The 18,652-nt window shown below is 72.5% G+C and carries 9 protein-coding genes; 4 read left to right on the top strand and 5 right to left on the bottom strand.

Annotated features, from left to right (window positions below; translation table 11 throughout):
- Window positions 1-186: 186 nt before the first annotated feature.
- Window positions 187-1,302, bottom strand: coding sequence for a S1 family peptidase (locus tag ACZ6W9_RS20150; protein ID WP_389967957.1), 1,116 nt, complete (start codon window positions 1,300-1,302; stop codon window positions 187-189).
- Window positions 1,303-1,632: 330 nt separating this feature from the next.
- Here ACZ6W9_RS20150 and ACZ6W9_RS20155 point away from each other — a divergent pair, with 330 nt between their 5' ends.
- A complete protein-coding gene (locus ACZ6W9_RS20155; protein WP_470119014.1) occupies window positions 1,633-2,865 on the top strand; it encodes a PP2C family protein-serine/threonine phosphatase in 1,233 nt (410 codons plus the stop codon).
- A 76-nt stretch (window positions 2,866-2,941) separates the two neighbouring features.
- Here the strand turns inward: ACZ6W9_RS20155 and ACZ6W9_RS20160 are convergent, their stop codons facing one another.
- The gene (locus ACZ6W9_RS20160) at window positions 2,942-3,955 is read right to left on the bottom strand and encodes a zinc-dependent alcohol dehydrogenase (RefSeq protein ID WP_470119016.1); all 1,014 of its coding nucleotides are present in this window, start codon (window positions 3,953-3,955) and stop codon (window positions 2,942-2,944) included.
- A gap of 307 nt (window positions 3,956-4,262) precedes the next feature.
- On the opposite strand from ACZ6W9_RS20160, the gene ACZ6W9_RS20165 reads away from it, so the two are divergent.
- Entirely contained in the window at window positions 4,263-6,071 is a 1,809-nt protein-coding gene (locus tag ACZ6W9_RS20165) for a S8 family serine peptidase (protein ID WP_470119018.1), read from the top strand.
- 78 nt (window positions 6,072-6,149) lie between these two features.
- On the opposite strand, the gene ACZ6W9_RS20170 is transcribed toward ACZ6W9_RS20165, so the two are convergent.
- The 3 genes from ACZ6W9_RS20170 to ACZ6W9_RS20180 form a co-directional block, all read right to left on the bottom strand.
- The gene (locus tag ACZ6W9_RS20170; RefSeq protein ID WP_470119020.1) at window positions 6,150-8,711 is read right to left on the bottom strand and encodes a M4 family metallopeptidase; all 2,562 of its coding nucleotides are present in this window, start codon (window positions 8,709-8,711) and stop codon (window positions 6,150-6,152) included.
- Between the two features lie 126 nt (window positions 8,712-8,837).
- Window positions 8,838-10,667 carry a PepSY domain-containing protein gene (locus ACZ6W9_RS20175; RefSeq protein WP_470119022.1) on the bottom strand — a complete coding sequence of 610 codons (1,830 nt, stop codon included), beginning with the start codon at window positions 10,665-10,667 and terminating at the stop codon, window positions 8,838-8,840.
- A gap of 138 nt (window positions 10,668-10,805) precedes the next feature.
- The gene (locus ACZ6W9_RS20180; protein WP_470119024.1) at window positions 10,806-13,334 is read right to left on the bottom strand and encodes a M4 family metallopeptidase; all 2,529 of its coding nucleotides are present in this window, start codon (window positions 13,332-13,334) and stop codon (window positions 10,806-10,808) included.
- 621 nt (window positions 13,335-13,955) lie between these two features.
- Here ACZ6W9_RS20180 and ACZ6W9_RS20185 point away from each other — a divergent pair.
- Entirely contained in the window at window positions 13,956-17,402 is a 3,447-nt protein-coding gene (locus tag ACZ6W9_RS20185; protein ID WP_470119026.1) for a phosphodiester glycosidase family protein, read from the top strand.
- 316 nt (window positions 17,403-17,718) lie between these two features.
- Window positions 17,719-18,642, top strand: coding sequence for an SDR family oxidoreductase (locus ACZ6W9_RS20190; RefSeq protein ID WP_389967972.1), 924 nt, complete (start codon window positions 17,719-17,721; stop codon window positions 18,640-18,642).
- The last annotated feature ends 10 nt before the right edge of the window (window positions 18,643-18,652 follow it).

Consider the following 18,652-nt stretch of genomic DNA (forward strand, 5'->3'; position numbering starts at 1 on the left):
GACGGAGTGACGAGGGAAGACACCGGGTCAAGAGCCCCCGAGCCGCGACGCGCCAGCGTCGCCATGAGCTGCTCGGGGGCGCCGGTGTCTGGACTGAGGAACGCAGCCGCGAAGCGGCGGAGTGACGAGGGAAGGCACCGGTTACCAGCCCCCGAGCCGCGACGCGCCAGCGTCGCAGTATTACTGTCAGCCGGTCCTGAGGGTCAGGCCGTAGGCGCCGAGGACCTCGTTGACGGGCTGGAAGTAGGTCGTGCCGCCGGAGGAGCAGTTGCCCGAGCCGCCGGAGGTCATGCCCTGGGCCTGGTTGCCCGAGATGAAGGAACCGCCGGAGTCACCGGGCTCGGCGCACACGTTGGTGCGGGTCAGGCCGTAGACCGTGCCCTGCGCGTAGTTCACGGTCGAGTTGTACTGCTGGATCGTGCCGCAGTGCCAGCCGGTGGTGGAGCCGGAGCGGCAGACCGAGGCGCCGATCGCCGCCACGGACGAGCCGCGGACGGTGACCAGGGAACCGCCGGAGCCGCGCACGTACGGCGTGGGGTTGTGACCCGGGGTGGAGACGTAGGAGTAGTCGTTGCCGGGGAACGACGAGCCGGCGAAGGTGCCGGACGGGTTGGTGGTGGTGGAGCCGGTCCGGCCGCAGTGGCCCGCGCTGACGAAGCCGGGGCTGCCCGACCGGGTGACGGCGAAGCCGATGCTGCAGCGGCTGGTGCCGTTGATGTAGTACGCGCTGCCGCCGATGAGGTCCATGAACGTCTGGGGCTGCTCGGCGCTGACCTTGACCTGGACCGCGTCCCGGTTCAGGCCGGCCGCGGCGACGAGGGCCTCTCCGGCGGCCTGGTCGGCGGCCTGGACCACGACGCTGTTGGCCTGGACGTCGACGTACCACAGGGCGGCCTTGGCCTTGGCGGCCTCGGGGGCCTGGTCGAGCTTGGCCTTGACCGCGTCGAGGTCGGCCAGCGAGCGGCCGACGACGACGGGCTGGGCGCCCTGGGCCTTGATGGTGGGGGCCTGGGCGGCGTCGCTGGTGGCGACGATGAACTGCGAGGCGTCGGCGTTGAACCACGCCCCCGCGTACTTGGCGCCGAGCGCCTTGGTCAGGTTGGCCTGCACGCCCATGGCGCGGGACTCGTTGGCGAGCCGCTGAACGGCCTGCTCGGCGGTGATGCCCAGGTCGCGCTGGAGGGCGTCCATGGCGGCCGGGGGGAGGGGTGCGGGGGCGGCCTGTGCCGCGGTGGGCGACAGGGTGGCCGCGAGGGCCAGGGCGGCGGTGGCTCCGGTCAGGAGGGTACGTCGACTGAACATCAGCACTCCTTGTGAGGGGTGCTGTCAAAGTATTGGCCGGAGCGCCCCGGCGGGATCTGCCAAAAATCCCCTATCGCCGTGTTATGGGCTCCCGGCCGGGTCCACCGGGTCCACCGGGTCCGCCTCCGGACGGACTCCAGGTGAGATGTCGCCAATGAGGAAACATGTCATGATTTCGGCTATTTTTCAGGTAGAGGAGAACTTCACATAGCCCGCTGGTTTCGGGGCAGCTTCGCGTCAGGTGTTCCGTCCACCCGCCCGTCGGCGGGGCCGCGACCTCCCGGAGAGAGGCCGCGGACGCGCGGACCGCCCACGCCAGACGGGAGCCAGATGACCGACTCTCCCAGAGACACCGCCCGGATGCTGACCGGCCTGCTGGCCGCCAGCCACCTCGTCGCGCTCGAACGGCTGCCCACCATCGTCAACGAGCACGCCGCCCGCGCCGGCCTGTTCGACGTGCAGATCTACATCGTCGATCTCCAGCAGCAGGTCCTGCGCCTGATGACCGGTCACAGCCTCGACACGGCGCACAACGAGGGCTCCGAGCCGGGGGAGCTGCGCGTCGACAGCACCCTCGCCGGCCGGGCCTTCCAGGAGGTGCGGATCCTGCCGAAGATCGGCGACGACGACGAGGTGGAGTGGTGGTGGGTGCCGCTGCTGGACGGTGCCGAACGCCTCGGCGTCATCCGCGTCAGCGCCCGGGTCACGGACGACCAGGCCCTCTCCGACGCCAAGGCCCTCGCGTCGCTGGTCGCCCTGCTCGTCGAGAGCAAGCGCGGTCCCAGCGACTCCTACGCCCGGCTGGTGCGCACCCGCTCGATGAACGTCGCGGCCGAGATGCAGCAGAACCTCATGCCGCTGAACACGTTCGCCAACCAGGACGTGGCGGTCAGCGCCGCCCAGGAGCCGGCCTACGAGGTGGGTGGGGACGCCTTCGACTACGCCGTCTTCGGCGACATGGTGCATCTGGCGATCTTCGACGCCATGGGGCACGACACCGCCGCCGGGATCACCGCCAGCCTCGCGGTCTCCGCCTGCCGCCACAGCCGCCGCCGGGGAGCCGACCTGGTCAGGACGAGCGAGAACATCGAGCGGGCCCTGGTCGAGCAGTTCGGCCGGGCCAACCGGTTCGCCACCGCGATCCTGGCCCACCTCGACACCTCGACCGGCGAGCTGACGTGGATCAACCGCGGGCACCACCCGCCGGTGCTGATCAGGGACGGCCGCTGGGTCGGCACCCTGAACTGCCCTCCCGCGCACCCCATGGGCCTCGATCTCGGCCTGCCGGTGACCATCTGCACGGAACAGCTGGAACCCGGCGACCGGCTGCTGTTCTACACCGACGGCATCATCGAGGCCCGCGACGACGAGGGGCGGGAGTTCGGATTGGAGCGCTTCGTCGACTTCGTCACCCGCCAGAACGCCGCCGGGCTGCCGATCTCGGAGACCCTGCGACGTCTCATCCGCCAGCTGCTCGACTACCACGACCACACGTTGAAGGACGACGCCACCGTCCTGCTCGTGGAGTGGCGCGGTTCCGCCCAGGGAGCACTGCGCCTCTGACGCGCCGCCCCTCCGGAGCGCTCCGCCGCCCCGCCGTACGGGCGGGGCGCCGGCGCGGGAACCGGCGGCCCGCCGCTCACCGCCGCGGGTCGACGTGGATCTTCGGGCCCTGGCCCGCACCGGCCGGGCGCGAGCCCGCCAGCACACCGGCCGCCTCCTCCAGGCCGACCGTGGCGGCCACCAGCGGGCGTGGATCCACCTCCCCGGAGGCGTAGTGCTCGATCGTCTCGGCGAGCCCGCCGGAGCCGCTCAGCACCCCGGTCATCGTCACGTCCTTGAGGACCATCGCCCGGGTGTCGACCGTGCTGGGCTCCGGCGCCAGGCCGACGCAGACCACCCGTCCGCCCGGCTCCACCAGGTCCAGGGCCCGCGCCGGCAGGGCGGGGGAGGTGGAGGCGTCGATCACCGCGTCGAACGGCGCCGCGGGCAGCCGCTCGGCCGTCCAGGCCCCGTGCGCCCCGAGCGCGCGGGCGAACGTCAGCGACCGCTCCGAGACGCCCAGGACGTGCACCTCCGCCCCCTGGATCAGCGCGAACGAGGCCGCGAGCAGCCCGATCGCGCCGGGGCCGGCCACCAGCACCCGGTCGCCCGGCTCCACCTCCGCCGCCCGTACGGCCCGCAACGCGTTGCCGCCCGGCTCCACCATGGCCCCGGCCACCGCGTCGACCTCATCCGGCAGCGGGTGCAGCGCCGTGATCGGCACCGCCACCTGCTCGGCCAGGGCGCCCGGCCACCCGCCGCGGATGCCGATCTCGTGGCGGGCGTCGCACACGTGCGGCCGCCCCGCGCGGCAGCGGCGGCACCGGCCGCAGCCGAGCATGGTGTCGCCGGTGACGCGCCGGCCGATCCAGCGCTCGTCCACGCCCTCGCCCACGGAGGCGACGGTCCCGCACCACTCGTGCCCGACACGCACCGGGTAGCGCGCGTGGCCCTGGTGGAGGTAGGCCATCTCGCCGGTGAAGAACTCGACGTCGGTGCCGCACAGCCCGGCCCGTTCCACGTCCACGACGACCTGGCCCGCCATCGGGACCGGCGGCTCGACGTCCAGCACCGAACACCGGCGCGGTTCGGTGATGACGAACGCTCTCACTTCTCACCTTCCGAATGCGGGGCGGTCCTCGGAAAAGGACCGTACGGCCGGCGCACCGGCCCGCGGCCGTTCCTCCGAACCCATACGGACAATGGAATTCCATACGTTAGAGGAACATTTCCGAAAAAGGAACATGCTGGTGGTGGCGCGGCGGCGCGGTTAACGCTCCGGCACGCTTAACGTCCGGACACGGCGCGGAAAGCCGCCGGTCCTTGCTTCGCCGTGCCGGGGTGCAATTCCCTGGCCTATGCATCGCCCCGCCGGTGAATTCGCACCGGCGGGAGGAGAATCCGACACGGAGGTATGCGTGAAGCGCGTCATCGTCATCGCCGCCGCTGCCGCCCTCACCGCGGCCACACTGGCGGTCCCGGCGCAGGCGCGGAGGCCGGACACAGCGCCGGGGGAGGGGCGCGGCGGCGGGTACGTGGTCCTGTACCGGCGGGGCGTGAGCGCCGCCGACGCCCGGCGGGCCGTCCTGGCGGCGGGCGGCACCGTCACCAGGGAGAACGCCGCCGTCGGCGTCGCCACCGTCACCGCGACCGGTCCCGCGTTCGCCGACGCGCTCCGGGCCGACCCCCGGATCGAGGGCGTCGCCCGCGACATGGTCATCGGCCGGGTCCCGCAGCGGAGCGCGCCGGGGCACGCCGGGTCCGCAGGGGCCGCCGGGACGGGCGGGCTGCTGTCCGCCCCTACCCCTCGCGTCGGAACCGCCTCCGCCTCCGAACCGCGCGCCGCGCTCCCCGCCCCCGCCGGTGCGGCCCGGACGGACGATCCCGACGCGGCGGACTCCGGCGCGTCCGTGCTCCGGCCCGAGCCGCTGGCCGTCCGGCAGTGGGACATGCGGCAGATCCACGCCACCGTCACCGGCTCCTACCGGCGGTCGCGGGGCACCCACGCCGTGCTCGTCGGCATCCTCGACACCGGCGTGGACGCCACCCACCCCGACATCGAGGCCAACTACAACGCCGGGCTGAGCCGCAACTTCACCGTCGACATGCCGGTCGACGCCAACGGCAAGGAACTCGACGGCCCGTGCGACCAGGAACCGGACAAGTCCTGCACCGACCCGGCCACCGTCGACGAGAACGGCCACGGCACGCACGTGGCGTCCACGATCGCCTCCCCGATCAACGGGCTGGGCGTCGCGGGCGTCGCGCCCGGCGCCTCGATCGTCAGCCTGCGGGTCGGCCAGGACAGCGGCTACTTCTTCCTCCAGCCCACCGTGGACGCGCTGACCTACGCCGCCGACAACGGCGTCGACGTGGTCAACATGAGCTACTACGTCGACCCCTGGCTGTTCAACTGCACCGACAACCCCGCCGACAGCCCCGAGGAGCGCCGGGACCAGCAGACGGTCATCACGGCCGTCCAGCGGGCCCTCGACTACGCCCACGACCGGAACGTCACCCTGATCTCCGCCGTGGGCAACGGCGCCGGCGACTACACCAAGCAGATCCTCGACACCTCGAGTCCCGACTTCGCCCGGGTGGCCGGGCAGCGGACCCGCAACCGGCTCGTCCCGCCGTCCTGCCTGTCCCTGCCGAGCGAGGGCGACCACGTGCTCGCGATCTCGGCCACCGGCATCAGCGGGCGCAAGGCGTACTACTCCGACTACGGCGACGGCTACGTCTTCGCGGCCGCCCCCGGCGGCGACGTCTACGACACGCCGACCAAGACCCAGAACATCACCCGGGCGGTGCTCGCCGCCTACCCGAAGTCGGTGGCCGAGAAGCGGGGCGAGCTGAACCCCGACGGCACACCCAGGATCGCCGACATCGTGCGCAGCTGCCGGGGCCACGTCTGCGGCTACTACGAATACCTCCAGGGCACCTCCATGGCCTCCCCGCACGCCGCCGGGGTGGCGGCGCTGATCGTCAGCCGGTACGGCGTGCCCGACCCGGTCCACGGCGGCAAGACGCTCGCCCCGGACGTCGTGGAGCGGAGGCTCAGGACGACCGCCACCCGGCGGTCCTGCCCCGTCCCGCCCGCCTACACCTACGTCCGGCGGCTGGCCGGCGGCGGGGAGATCACCACGACCCAGGTGTGCGAGGGCACCTCGATCCGCAACGGCTTCTTCGGCTACGGCGTCGTCGACGCGCTGCGGGCGGTGAGCTGACCCCTTCCCGCCGTCCCGGACGCGGCGCGGCCCCGGTCCCCTCGCTCACCGAGGGGACCGGGGCCGCGCCTCACCGGGTCAGGACCTGGTGATCCTCACGTCGTCTATCCCCGCCTCGACGAGGCTGTCGGGCGAGTCGTCAGCGGCCTCCACCACGATGCGGATCGGCTGCCCGGCGAACTCCGACAGGTTCACCGTCGCGGTCCGCCACTCGCCGGGCCGGACGGTGGGGTCCCCGAACTGCTGGAGCACCACGGTGTTGGCGGTGGGGCTGACCACCCGGACCCGGAAGTAGTCCTTGGCGCTGGAGTTGGCCAGATGGGCGAAGTACCACGCGAACGTCATGGTCAGCGTGCCGGGGGGAAGCGCGATCTCCCGGGAGCGGATGGTCGTCACGCCGCCGTCGACGTCGTTCGCGCCCACCCGGTCGCCCGCCAGCCGCCCGGTGACCAGGTCGTTCTTGCCCACGAAGGGCGCGAGCTGGATCGGGATCCTTCCGGCGAAGGTGGGCTGCGGAACGCCGCGCTCCCACCGGCCGGTGGTCGCGGTGTCGGTGCCGTTCGGGTTCGTCGTCCACCCCAGCTCGGTCGAGAAGTCATCGAGGAAGACGGCGTTGCTGCCGGAGTCGACGGTGAGCGTGAGCGTGACCGTCCGGTCGACGTTGACGCCGTCGGCGAGGATCTGCGCGCTGTAGGAGCCGGACGGCGTGCCGACCGGGATCAGGACGCTCAGCGTCGAGGACTCGCCCGTGGTGATCTTCTGCGGGGTGAAGACGGCGGTCGCCGCCTCCGGCAGCCCGGAGATCGCGAACGCCACGGCCTGCGGCTTGCCGGCCGTGGTCCGGGTCGTGACCGTCGTGGTCGCCCGCTGCCCGGGATCCACGCCGACCGACGCGGGATCGACGGACAGGTCGAAGTCGTTGCCCGACACGCACTGGGCGGGTTCGCCCGGCGCGGCCGGGACGTTCACCGCGTCCCAGGCGTCCCTGACCGCGTTGAACTCGACGCAGGAGTCGGGGAACAGTTCCAGTGCGGCCTGCAGGGTGGACTTACGGGCGAGCTGGTGGGTCCAGGTGTCGGTCTTGCGCAGCAGCGAGGCCATGAAGATCTGCCCGGCCTTCTGGATGCCGATGCCGGTGACCCGGCTTCCGTCGCAGGTGGGGCTGGGCGGCTGGCCGTCGGTGGGGTTGCTGCCCTCGGCGAGGAGGTAGAACCAGTGGTTCTGCACCCCGGCCCCGGCGTGCGACTCCAGATCGGGCACCGAGGGGGAGAAGCAGTCGGGGTGGCCGGCGATCAGCGACGGCTTGTACAGGTAGCGGACGGCTCCGGTGCCCAGCAGGTCGGCCTTCTCGCCGATGACGTATTTCGGCACGTCGTAGGGCGGCGGCTGGTCGGCGTAGAACTTCGTCAGCGTGGCGAAGATGTCGCCGGCGGACTCGTTGAGCATCGCCTTCTCGTTGCTCCCGGTCGAGCCGCCGGGGGTGTTCTGGAAGACGGAGTGGCCGAACTCGTGGGCCACGATGTCCAGCGACGTGGCCTGGCGCCGGCCGTCCTCCGAACGGCCGAAGTTGGCGTAGTTGCCGGCCCAGTAGGCGTTGACCTCGTTCAGGCCGACCCGGGCCGGGTAGCCGCCGCCGGCGCCGTTGTACCCGTTGCGGCCCAGCCAGGCGCCCAGCATGTCCCACTGCTTGCCTATGGCGTACAGGGCGTCCACGCAGGCGGTCTCCAGGTTGGTGCCCGAGCCGTCGCCCCAGCTGTCGTCGGCGCCGACGAAGGCGGAGCCGTTCTGGCCGCCGCAGCTCACCCCCGCGCGGACGGCGTCCGTCAGCGAGTACGTCGTGTTGAGCCGCTTGCTGCTGACGGTGACGGGGCCGTTGTAGAAGCTGGTCCCCACTCCGAAGAGGAACGGGACGGGCGCCGGGATGGTCCCGCTGATGGGTACGGGCATCGTGGGCGCCGGTGCGGGCGTGGGAGCCGGGCCGGACCGGGGACGGGGGCCCGGCCGGACCGAGACCTCGGTCCTGACCTCGTCGGACTTCTGCAGCACCTCGCCGGTGCGGGCGTCGACGAGGACGTTCAGCCGGCTGGGGACCAGGGTGCGGGCGCCGGTGAAGCCCTCCCTGTACTGCTGCCCGGTGACGACGACCTCATAGGCGAGGATCCCGGTGCCCCGGGCCAGCACCACCAGTTTCGGGACGGTGGACGACGTCACCTTGGGAAGCTGGGCGCGGGCGATCCGGGAGGCCCGGAGGCGGGTGAGTTTGGGCACGGTGGAGACGTTCAGCGTCTCGGTCTGGGCGATGGAGGTGCTCAGCACGCCGCCGCTGGCGTTGGTGACGACGACGAAGTCGCCGCCGACGACCGGCAGGCCGTTGTAGGTGCGCTGGTGGGGCACGTAGAAGGTGTTGTTCAGGCCGGCGATGACCTCCTTGTGGAAGAACTCGTCCTTCTCCGAGGCGTGCAGCACCTCCGGCCGGGCCTCGATAAGGCGCTCGGCGGCGACCAGCGGCTGGTCGGAGGCGGGCCGGACGGAGACGGACTTCGGACCCGGGTCGGCGAGCGCCGGAGCCGCCGGTACGGCCGGCGCGGCGGACAGGGCGACCAGGAGGCCGGTGGACATGGATATGAGAGAGCGTCTCATCGTGTTTCCTTTTCTTGGGTTCTCAGATGACGGCTTCTCGGGCGGCCGTTTCCCGGGACGGCGTCCCGGGCTGCGACCCGGATCCCGGGCCGCCGGGGTCGCCGGGGTCGCGGTGGCGTCCACCGGTCATGACCGGGTGATCAGGATGTTGTCGACGCCGGCCTCGACCAGACTGGGCGCCGCGTTGTCGGCGGCCCGGAACCGCAGGCGGATCGTCCGACCGGCGAACTCCGACAGATCGACCGTCGCGGTCCGCCAGACGCCGGGCCGTACGGTCGGGGAGCCGAGCACCTGGAACACCACGGGCTCCCCCTCGGGGAGGATCACGCGGGCCCGGAGGAAGTCGTCCTCGCTGGAGTTGGCCAGGTGGGCGAAATACCAGGAGAACGTCAGCGTCAGCTTTCCGTCAGGGAGCCTGATCTCGCGTGAGCGGATGGCGGTGGCCCCGCCGTCGATGTCGTTGGCGCCCGCGCCGCCGCCCGCCAGCCGGCCGGTGGACAGGTCGTTCCTTCCCTCGACGGGGGAGCCGAGCTGCATCGGCACCCGTCCCACGCGGGTGGCCTCCGGGGCGCCGCGCTCCCACAGCCCGGAGGTGGCGGTGTCGGTGCCGTCCGCGTTCCGGGCCCAGCCGCGTTCGATGTTGAAGGGCTCGGCGTAGACGACGCCGCTCGGCGCGCCGACGGTGAGGACGAGCGTGACCGTCCGGTCGACGCCGCTGCCGTGGCCGAGGATCTGCGTGCTGTAGGAGCCGGACGGGGTGCCGGGCGCGAGATGGACCGCCAGCCGAGTGGACCCGCCGGAGACGACCGACGGGGGGTCGAAGGAGGCGGTCGCGCTGGGCGGCAGGCCGTAGACGGAGAAGGTCACCGGCTGCGGGGGGCCGGAGAGCGTCCGGGTGCCGATCGTGACGGCCGCCCGCTCACCCGGGTCCAGGATCAGCACCGCCGGGTCGATCGCCGGCACGAAGTCGGTGCTGGGCCGGCAGGTGGCGGGCTCCTCCCGCGCGGCGGGGACGCCGACGGCGTCCCAGGCGGCCCTGACGGTGCCGAACTCGGCGCAGGAGCCGGGGAAGAGCTGGAGGGCGGCCTCCAGGGCGGCCTTGCGGGCGAGCGGATAGGTCCAGACGACGGTCCGGCGGTCCAGCGTGGCAGCGAGGATCCGCCCGGCTCTGCCGGTGCCGATGCCGGTGACGCGGCTGCCGTTGCAGGTGCGGTCACGCGGCTGCTCACCGGTGGGACCGCCGCCCTCGGTGAGGAGATGGAGCCAGTGGTCCTGCACCTCGGCGGCGGCGCGCGGCTCCAGGCCGAGTATCGCGGGGGAGTAGCAGCCGGGTGCCGGGTCCGGCCGGGAGACCCGTCCTCTCGGGCCCGCCCCCGGCGGAGCGGTCTCCACGACCTCGTCGGACTTCTCCACGACCTGGCCGGTGCGGGCGTCGACGAAGACGTGCAGCCTGACCGGCCGCCCTCCCCGCCGGCCGGTCACGACGACCTCGTAGGCGAGGATCCCGGGGCCGCGGGCCATCACGAGCAGCTTCGGGGGGCCGGCGGCGGTGGCCCCGGGCAGCTGGGCGCGGGCGATCCGGGAGGCCCGGAGGCGGGTGAGTTTGGGCACGGTGGAGATGTCCAGCGTCTCGGTCTGGGCGATGGAGGTGCTCAGCACGCCGCCGCTGGCGTTGGTGACCACGACGAAGTCGCCGCCGTACACCGGCAGGCCGTCGTAGGTGCGCTCGTAGGGGATGTAGTGGATGCCGTTCAGGCCGACGGTGGCCTCCTTGTGGAAGAAGGCGTCCTTCTCCGAGGCGTGCAGCACCTCCGGCCGGGCGTCGACCAGGCGCTCGGCGGCCACCAGGGGGACGTCACCGGTGGGAGGGGGGACGGGCTGCCCCGCAGGCCGGGCCGGGGCCGCGGGCAGCGTCACCAGCAGGACGGCCGCCGCGGATATGGCGATGCGTTTCATCGGTTCCCTTTTCTCGGGTGACGGCCCGGACGGGAGCGGAGGACTTCTCGGGCGACGACCGGGACGGGGATCGGAGGACGGCGGCTCCGCGTTCCGCCCCGGCCCCCGCGGAGAGGAGCCGGGACGGAACCGGTCCTCTCAGGACCTGGTGATCCGCACGTTGTCGACGGCGGCCTCGATGAGGCTCGGCGTCGCGTTGTCGGCGGCCTCGAACAGCAGCCGGACGGGCTTGCCGGCGTAGGCGGACAGGTCGACCGTCGCGGTCTGCCAGGAGCCGGGCCGTACGGCCGGCGCGCCGAGCTGCTGGAACACCAGCGTGCTGGACGTCCCGGACTGCACCCGGACCCGGAAGAAGTCCGCGCTGGTGGCGTTGTCCAGATTGGCGAGATACCAGGAGAACGTCAGCGTCAGCTTCCCGGACGGCAGCGTGATCTGCGGTGAGCGGATGGACGTCACCCCGCCGTCCACGTCGTAGTCGCCCGCTGAGGTGCCCGCCAGGCGGCCGGTGACCAGGTCGTTCTGACCCGCGAAGGCGGTGAGCTGCAACGGGGTCTGGCCGTAGGAGGTGGGCTGCGGGATGCCGCGCTCCCACCGGCCGGTGGTCGCGGTGTCAGTGCCGCTCGGGTTCGCGGTCCAGCCCAGGGACGTCTCGAAGGTGTCGTCGAAGACGACGCCGCCCGTCACCACGAGGGGGGCCGTACGGTCCACGGCGGTGCCGTCACCGGTGACGATCGCCTTGTAGCTGCCGGCGGAGGTGGTCGCGGGGACCGAGACCGTCATGGTGGAGGAGCCGCCCGAGGTCACCGATGCCGGGCTGAAGGACGCCGTCGCGCCCGGCGGCAGGTCCGCGACGGAGAACGTCACGGTCTGCGCGCTGCCCGAGGTCGTCTGCGTGCTCGCCGTGACCGTCGTCTTCTGCCCCGGTTGCACGCTCACCGTCTGCGGACTGAGCGTCAGCGAGAAGTCGTTGCCGCCCCCGCCGCCCGTGCAGGTGGCGGGCTCACCGGAGGCGGCCGGGACGCTGACGGCGTTCCAGGCGGCCTTGACCGCGTTGAACTCGGTGCAGGAGTTCGGGAACAGCTCCAGCGCGGCCTGCAGGGTGGCCTTGCGGACCAGCTGGTGTGTCCAGGTGTCGGTCTTGCGGTTCAGCGCGCTCATGAAGATCTGGCCGGCCTTCTGGATGCCGATGCCGGTCAGCGTGGTGTTGTTGCAGGTCGGGCTGACCGGCTGGCCGTTGGTCGGGTTGGTGCCCTCGGCGAGGAGGTAGAACCAGTGGTTCTGCACCCCGGCCCCGGCGTGCACCTCCTGGTCGGGCACCGAGGAGGAGTAGCAGTCGGGGTTGCCGGAGATCAGCGACGGCTTGTGCATGTAGCGGATCGGGCCGCCTCCGACGAGGTCCACCTTCTCGCCGACGCTGTAGTCCGGTGTGTCGTAGGGGGGCTTGCCGTCGGCGTAGAACTCCGTCAGCGCGGCGTAGATGTCGCCGGCGGACTCGTTGAGGATGCCCTTCTCGTTCTCGCCGATCGAGCCGCCGGGAGTGGTCTGGAAGAGCGCGTGCCCGAACTCGTGGGCGACCACGTCGATCGACGTCGTCTGACGCTGGTTGTCCTGCGTGTGGCCGAAGTTGGCGTAGTCGCCGGTCCAGTAGGCGTTGACGTCGCTCAGGCCGACCCGGACCGGGTAGCCGCCGCCGGTGCCGTTGATGCCGTTGCGGCCCAGCCAGGACCTGAGCATGTCCCATTCCCTGTTCACCGCGTACAGGCTGTCCACGCAGGCGGTCTCCAGGCTGGTGCCCGAGCCGTTGCCCCAGGTGTCGGTGGCCTTGGTGTAGGCGGAGCCGTTCTGGCCGCCGCATTTGACGCCCGAGCGGGTGGGGTCGGTCATCGAGTACGTCGTGCCGGACTTGGAGGTGCCGATGGTGACCGGGCCGTTGTAGAAGCCGGTCCCGTCGCCGGGCGTGGCCCGGCGCGGTCCCCGGGGGGTGCCCGTGGGTCCCGCGGTCCCTGCGGCGGTGCCTGCGGTCTTCGCGGTGGGCCGTACGGTGTCCCCGGTCTTGACCTCGTCGTCCTTGAAGATGACCTCGCCGGTCTTGGCGTCGACGAAGACGTGCATCTTGCTCGGGATCTTGCTGCGCAGGGTGGGGACGAAGCCCTGGGTACGGTCCCTGCCGGTCACGACGGTCTCGTAGGCCAGACGTCCGGAGCCCTTGGCGAGCACGACCAGCCGCGGGGCGGAGACCTGGCGGGGGTCGGTGATCTGCCGCCGGGAGATCGCCGCGGCCTGGGCCGGGGTGATCTCCGGCACGGTGTCGAGGGTGAGCGGCTGGGCTTGGGCGATGGAGGTGCTCAGCAGGCCGCCCTGGTTGTTGGTGACGACGACGAAGTCGCCGCCGAAGACGGGCAGGCCGTCGTGGGTGCGGGTGTAGGGGATGTAGTGCAGGCCCCCCACGCCCACGAAGTCCTCCTGCCGGTAGAACTGGTCGGTGGGGGCCGCGAGGAGGGCGGGCGGCTGCGTCTGGACGAAGCGGTCCGCCGACGTGCCCGGGTCCTCGGGGGTGGGGACGGGCGGCTGACCGGGAACGGTGTGTGCGGCCACCGGTACGACGGGCGTTATCAGGGAAATGCCCGCTATCGCGGTCAATAGTGTGAACTTGATGGAGCGTTTCACGCGCTGCTCCTTTTCCTGGGCGTTACTGAATTGATCACCTCCCGGGTATCCTGGACGATGATCACGGGCTCTTCCGGAGGATATCCGCGTCCAGCCGGATTTCCGGGATATGAATCGCCTTCGGCGCGTTCATCGACGACTTTGGGACATCGTCTGAAAAACGGTGAAATTGGCCCTATAAAAGGTCTGGGGAGTGCGATGAGTGTCGCCAGGAAAAGCGAGTTAAGCCGGTTCGAGGATGATAAATCCGGCTATCTCGGGTGCTCGGGTGCTCGGTGTGGGGTGCCGGCTACCGGATGGGCGCGGGCCGCCGGTTCCCGGCACCGGTGCCGACTGCGGAGTGCCGGAGTGCCGGAGTGCCGGAGTGCCGGAGCGCCGGAGTGCCGGAGTGCCGAGATGTGGAGGGCAGGGCGCCGGAGTGGGGGCTCCGGCTCCGCGGCGTCACCCGACGGTGCCGTCCTGCTCGCTCCGCCGTCCGCCCTTCCGTCCTGCCCGCCTCGCTGTACGACCCGTATGGCCCGGTGGCGGGCCCGAGGCGGGAGCGGGTCCGGGACGGTCGCGCCGCCGTGGAGATCGTGAAATTTTCTTTTAAGACACTTTGAAGTCTTGAAACTTGTAACCATGACACGGTTGAGTTCGATCGTGCCTCCACGTCACCACCCCCGCCTCACGGCCGTGGCCCTCATCGCCCCCCTGCTGGCGTTCGGCGTCCCCGGACCCGCCCAGGCCGGCCCCCGGCCCCCGCAGCCCGCCCTCGTCGAGGACGCGCCCCCCGCCTCCTCCGCCCGGGAGACCTCCACCCTGCTCGTCGCCCCCGGCGCGCAGCGGCTGGAGACCGACAGGAAGACCAGGCCCGTCGCGCCGGGCGTCACGCTGACCTCCTTCGACACCTACGACGCCGCCGGCTGGCTGCGCGCCGACGCGATCACCGCCGACCTCACCGGCGGCGCGCGCGTCGGCTACGTCTCCTCCGGGGAGGTGTCGAAGACCGAGCCGCTGTCCGGGCCGGTACGGCGCACCCGCGCCGTCGCCGCCGTCAACGGCGACTTCTTCGACATCAACAACACCGGGGCGGCCCAGGGCGCCGGCGTCCGCGACGGCGAGCTGGTCCAGTCGCCGATCTCCGGCCACCCCAACGCCGTCGCGGTCACCCCCGACGGCATCGGCCGCGTGCTGCAGATGAACTTCGACGGCACCGCCACCCCGGCCGGCGGCGTTCCGATCACCCTGACCCAGTTCAACCAGCTCGTCCAGACCGGCGGCGTCGGCCTGTTCACCCCGCTGTGGGGCTCCTACGACCGCGGCCGCGCGGTCGGGAGCGCCACCTCGGTCACCGAGGTCGTGCTGCGCGACGGCGCCGTCGCCGAGGTCCGCCCCGCCGCCGGGAGCGGCCCGATCCCGGCCGGCACCTCGATCCTGCTCGGCCGCGACGCCGGGGCGGCGGCGCTGGCCGCGCTGAAGCCGGGCGACCGCGTCGACGTCCGCTACCAGCCCAAGGCGTCCGACGGCAAGGCCGTGCGGACCGCCGTCGGCGGCGGCGCGATCCTCATCAGGGACGGCGTCGTCCAGCACTCCTCCGACAACACCGCCCATCCCCGCACCGCCGTCGGGTTCTCCGCCGACGGCCGGAAGATGTACCTGCTCACCGTGGACGGCCGCCAGGCCGACAGCCGGGGCGTCACCCTCGACGAGCTCGCCGCGATGATGACCGAGCTCGGCGCGCACGACGCGATCAACTTCGACGGCGGCGGCTCCTCCACGATGCTCGCCCGCGAGCCCGGCTCCGCCGACGCCCAGGTGGAGAACAGCCCCTCCGACGGCGAGGAGCGCCACGTCCCCAACGGCCTGGCCCTCTACGCCCCCGAGGGCAGCGGGAAGCTCAAGGGCTTCTGGGTGGAGACCGCCGCCGACCCCGCCAGGGCCCCCGGCACCGGCCCGGTCGCGGGCGGCCACACCGAGCGCGTCTTCCCCGGCCTCACCCGCGTGCTCACCGCCGCCGGCTACGACGAGACGTACGGCCCCGCCGAGGGGGACCCGGCATGGCGGGCCACGCCGGCCCTGCACGGCCTCGTCGGCCGTGACGGCGTCTTCCACGCCCTGGTGCCCGGACAGACGACCGTCACCGCCTCGCGCGGCGGCGCCACCGGGAAGATCGGGCTCACCGTCCTGCAGCCCCTGACTCGGCTCGGCGCCACCGCCGACCGGGTCGGCCTCGCCGGCGAGGGGGCCACGGGCGCCTTCGGCGTGGTCGGCTACGACCGCAACGGCAACTCCGCGCCCATCGAGCCCGCCGACGTGCGCCTCGACTACGACACCGCCCTGTTCGACGTCACCCCCGCCGAGAACGGCCTGTTCACCGTGAAGGCGAAGAAGGAGACCGGCTCCGGCCTGGTCACCGTACGGGTCGGCAAGATCAGCGCGGCGGTGCCGGTGACCGTCGGCTACCGGGACGTCCCGGTGGCCGCCTTCGACGACGCCGCCTCCTGGACGTTCGCCGCCGCCCGCGCCACCGGGTCGCTGTCGGCGGCGCCCGGCCACGACGGCGGCGGGCTGAAGTTGAGCTACGACTTCACCCAGTCCACCGCGACGCGCGCCGCCTACGCGAGCCCGCCCGCGCAGATCACCGTGCCGGGCCAGCCGCAGGCGTTCGGCATGTGGATCAACTCGGCGGGGAACGGGGAGTGGCCGAGCCTGGAGTTCTACGACGCCCAGGGCCAGTCGCAGATCCTGCGCGGGCCGTACCTCACCTGGACCGGCTGGAAGTACGTCGAGTTCACCGTCCCGCCCGGCGTCAACTATCCGCTGAAGCTCCGCCGCTTCTACGTCGCCGAGACCGCGGCCGACCACAGCTACAAGGGCGAGATCACCGTCGACGGGCTCGTCGCCAAGGTCACGCCGGAGGTGACCGCCCCGGCGGCCCCCAAGGTCGCCGACCCGGTCGTCCGCACCGGCGCCGAGGTGGCCGCGATGCCGTGGCGGTTCGCCGTCATGTCGGACGGGCAGTTCGTGGGACGGTCCCCCGACAGCGACATCGTGGCGAACGTCCGCCGCACCCTGCGCGAGGTGAAGGCGGCGAAGCCCGACTTCCTCGTCATCGACGGCGACCTCGTGGACGAGGCGTCGCCGGAGGACTTCGCGCTGGCCAAGCGGATCCTGGACGAGGAGCTCGGCGGCGAGCTGCCGTACCGCTACGTGCCCGGCAACCACGAGGTGATGGGCGGGAAGATCGACAACTTCAGGGCCGTCTTCGGCGACACCCACGCCTCCTTCGACCACAAGGGCACCCGGTTCATCACCCTCGACACCTCGCGCCTGAACCTGCGCGGCGGCGGGTTCGACCAGATGGCGATGTTCCGCGAGCGGCTCGACGCGGCCGCGAAGGACCCCTCGATCGGCTCGGTGACCGTGCTGTTCCACGTGCCGCCGCGCGACCCGACGCCCGGCAAGGGCAGCCAGCTCGGCGACCGCAAGGAGGCCGCGCTGGTGGAGGGCTGGCTGGCCGACTTCCAGCGCGTCACCGGCAAGGGGGCCGCGTTCGTCGGCGGGCACGTCGGCACCTTCCACGCCTCGCGCGTCGACGCCGTGCCGTACTTCATCAACGGCAACTCCGGCAAGAACCCGGCCACCGCAGCCGATGACGGAGGCTTCACCGGCTGGTCGCTGTGGGGCGTCGACCCGGTGACGGAGAAGGAGGCCGAGCACGTGCGGCGCAACTGGTTCGCCGACGCGCCGGAGTGGATCGGCGCGCAGGTCCGCCCGCACGTCGACGAGCTGACCCTCACCGTCCCCGCCTCGGTGCAGGTCGGCCGTCCCGCCGAGGTGTCGGCGGCCGTGACGCAGGCCGGGCGGAAGGTGCCCGTCGCCCACCCGGTCTCGGCCGACTGGTCCGGCTCGCCGAACCTGCACGTCGGCTCCCGCGCCGGCGTCAAGCCCTGGCACGTCGCGGTGCTCGACCCGGCGACCGGCACGCTCACCGCGCTGCGGTCCGGGCAGGTCGTCGTCGCGGTCACCGTCAACGGCGTCACCCGCCGGGCGACGGTCGAGCTGGCCGCCCGCTCGGCCGCCTGACCCGCGGGGCCGGTCCGGGCCCCCGTCCGGACCGGCCCCCTCCCCATGTACGCACGCTCCCGGCGGGGAAACGGATGATCAAGACGATGGCGGATACGGTGACCGACCCGATACGGGCGGGCGACCCGGATGTGATATCGAAATCGTGACATTCACCGGCACGGGCGGCATGGGGCCGGTGATTCCGCCGGTCCCGGGGAGGGCGGGCACAGGCGCCCCGGCCGGCGTCGTTGACAACGGCGGCGCCCGCCGGAACCCTCCCATCGGGACGTGCCTCCCGGACCGGCCGGGACGCGGTTCCGCGAGCGGAGGACGGATGAGCGGCATCGTCGAGGGACTGGTGGTCGTCGTCACCGGGGCGGCCCGGGGCATCGGGCGCGGGCACGCGCTCGCGTTCGCCCGCGAGGGCGCCAGGGTGGTCGTCAACGACCTCGGCGCCGGGGTGGACGGCACCGGCGCGTCGGCCGGACCGGCCCACGAGGTCGCCGAGGAGATCCGCGCCCTGGGCGGCGAGGCGATCGTCAACGGCGAGGACGTCTCCGACTTCGACGGGGCGGGCAGGCTCGTCCGGGCCGCCGTCGAGCACTTCGGCGACCTGAACGTCCTGGTCAACAACGCCGGCATCCTGCGTGACCGGATGCTGGTCAACATGACCGCCGACGAGTGGGACGCCGTGGTCCGGGTCCACCTGCGCGGCACGTTCGCCCCGCTGCGGCACGCCGCCGCCCACTGGCGCGGACTCGCCAAGTCCGGCTCCCCGGTCCACGGCCGCGTCATCAACACCACGTCCTCGTCGGGCATCTACGGCAACCCCGGGCAGGCCAACTACGGCGCCGCCAAGGCCGGCATCGCGGCGCTGACCGTCATCGCCGCCCAGGAGCTGGACCGGTACGGCGTGACCGTCAACGCCCTCGCCCCCACGGCGCTGACCCGGATGACCGAGAACCTCGCGCCCGGCCGGGGCGGCGGCGCCACCCAGAGCTTCGGCGACCTGGACCCGGAGGACATCGCGCCGCTGGCCGTGTGGCTGGCCTGTGCGGAGGCGTCGGGTGTCACCGGCCGGGTCTTCAACGTGCGCGGCGGCTCGATCAGCGTGGCCGAGGGCTGGCACGCCGGGCCCGGGGTGGACAAGGGGTCGCGCTGGGAGCCGGCCGAGCTGGGCGCGGTGATCCCGGACCTGGTGGCCAGGGCGGCGCCCAACGCCCTGCAGAACGGCCGCATCCCGGACCGGGACGCCTGACCACCCCGAA

This window comes from Streptosporangium sp. NPDC053982 (assembly GCF_055585205.1).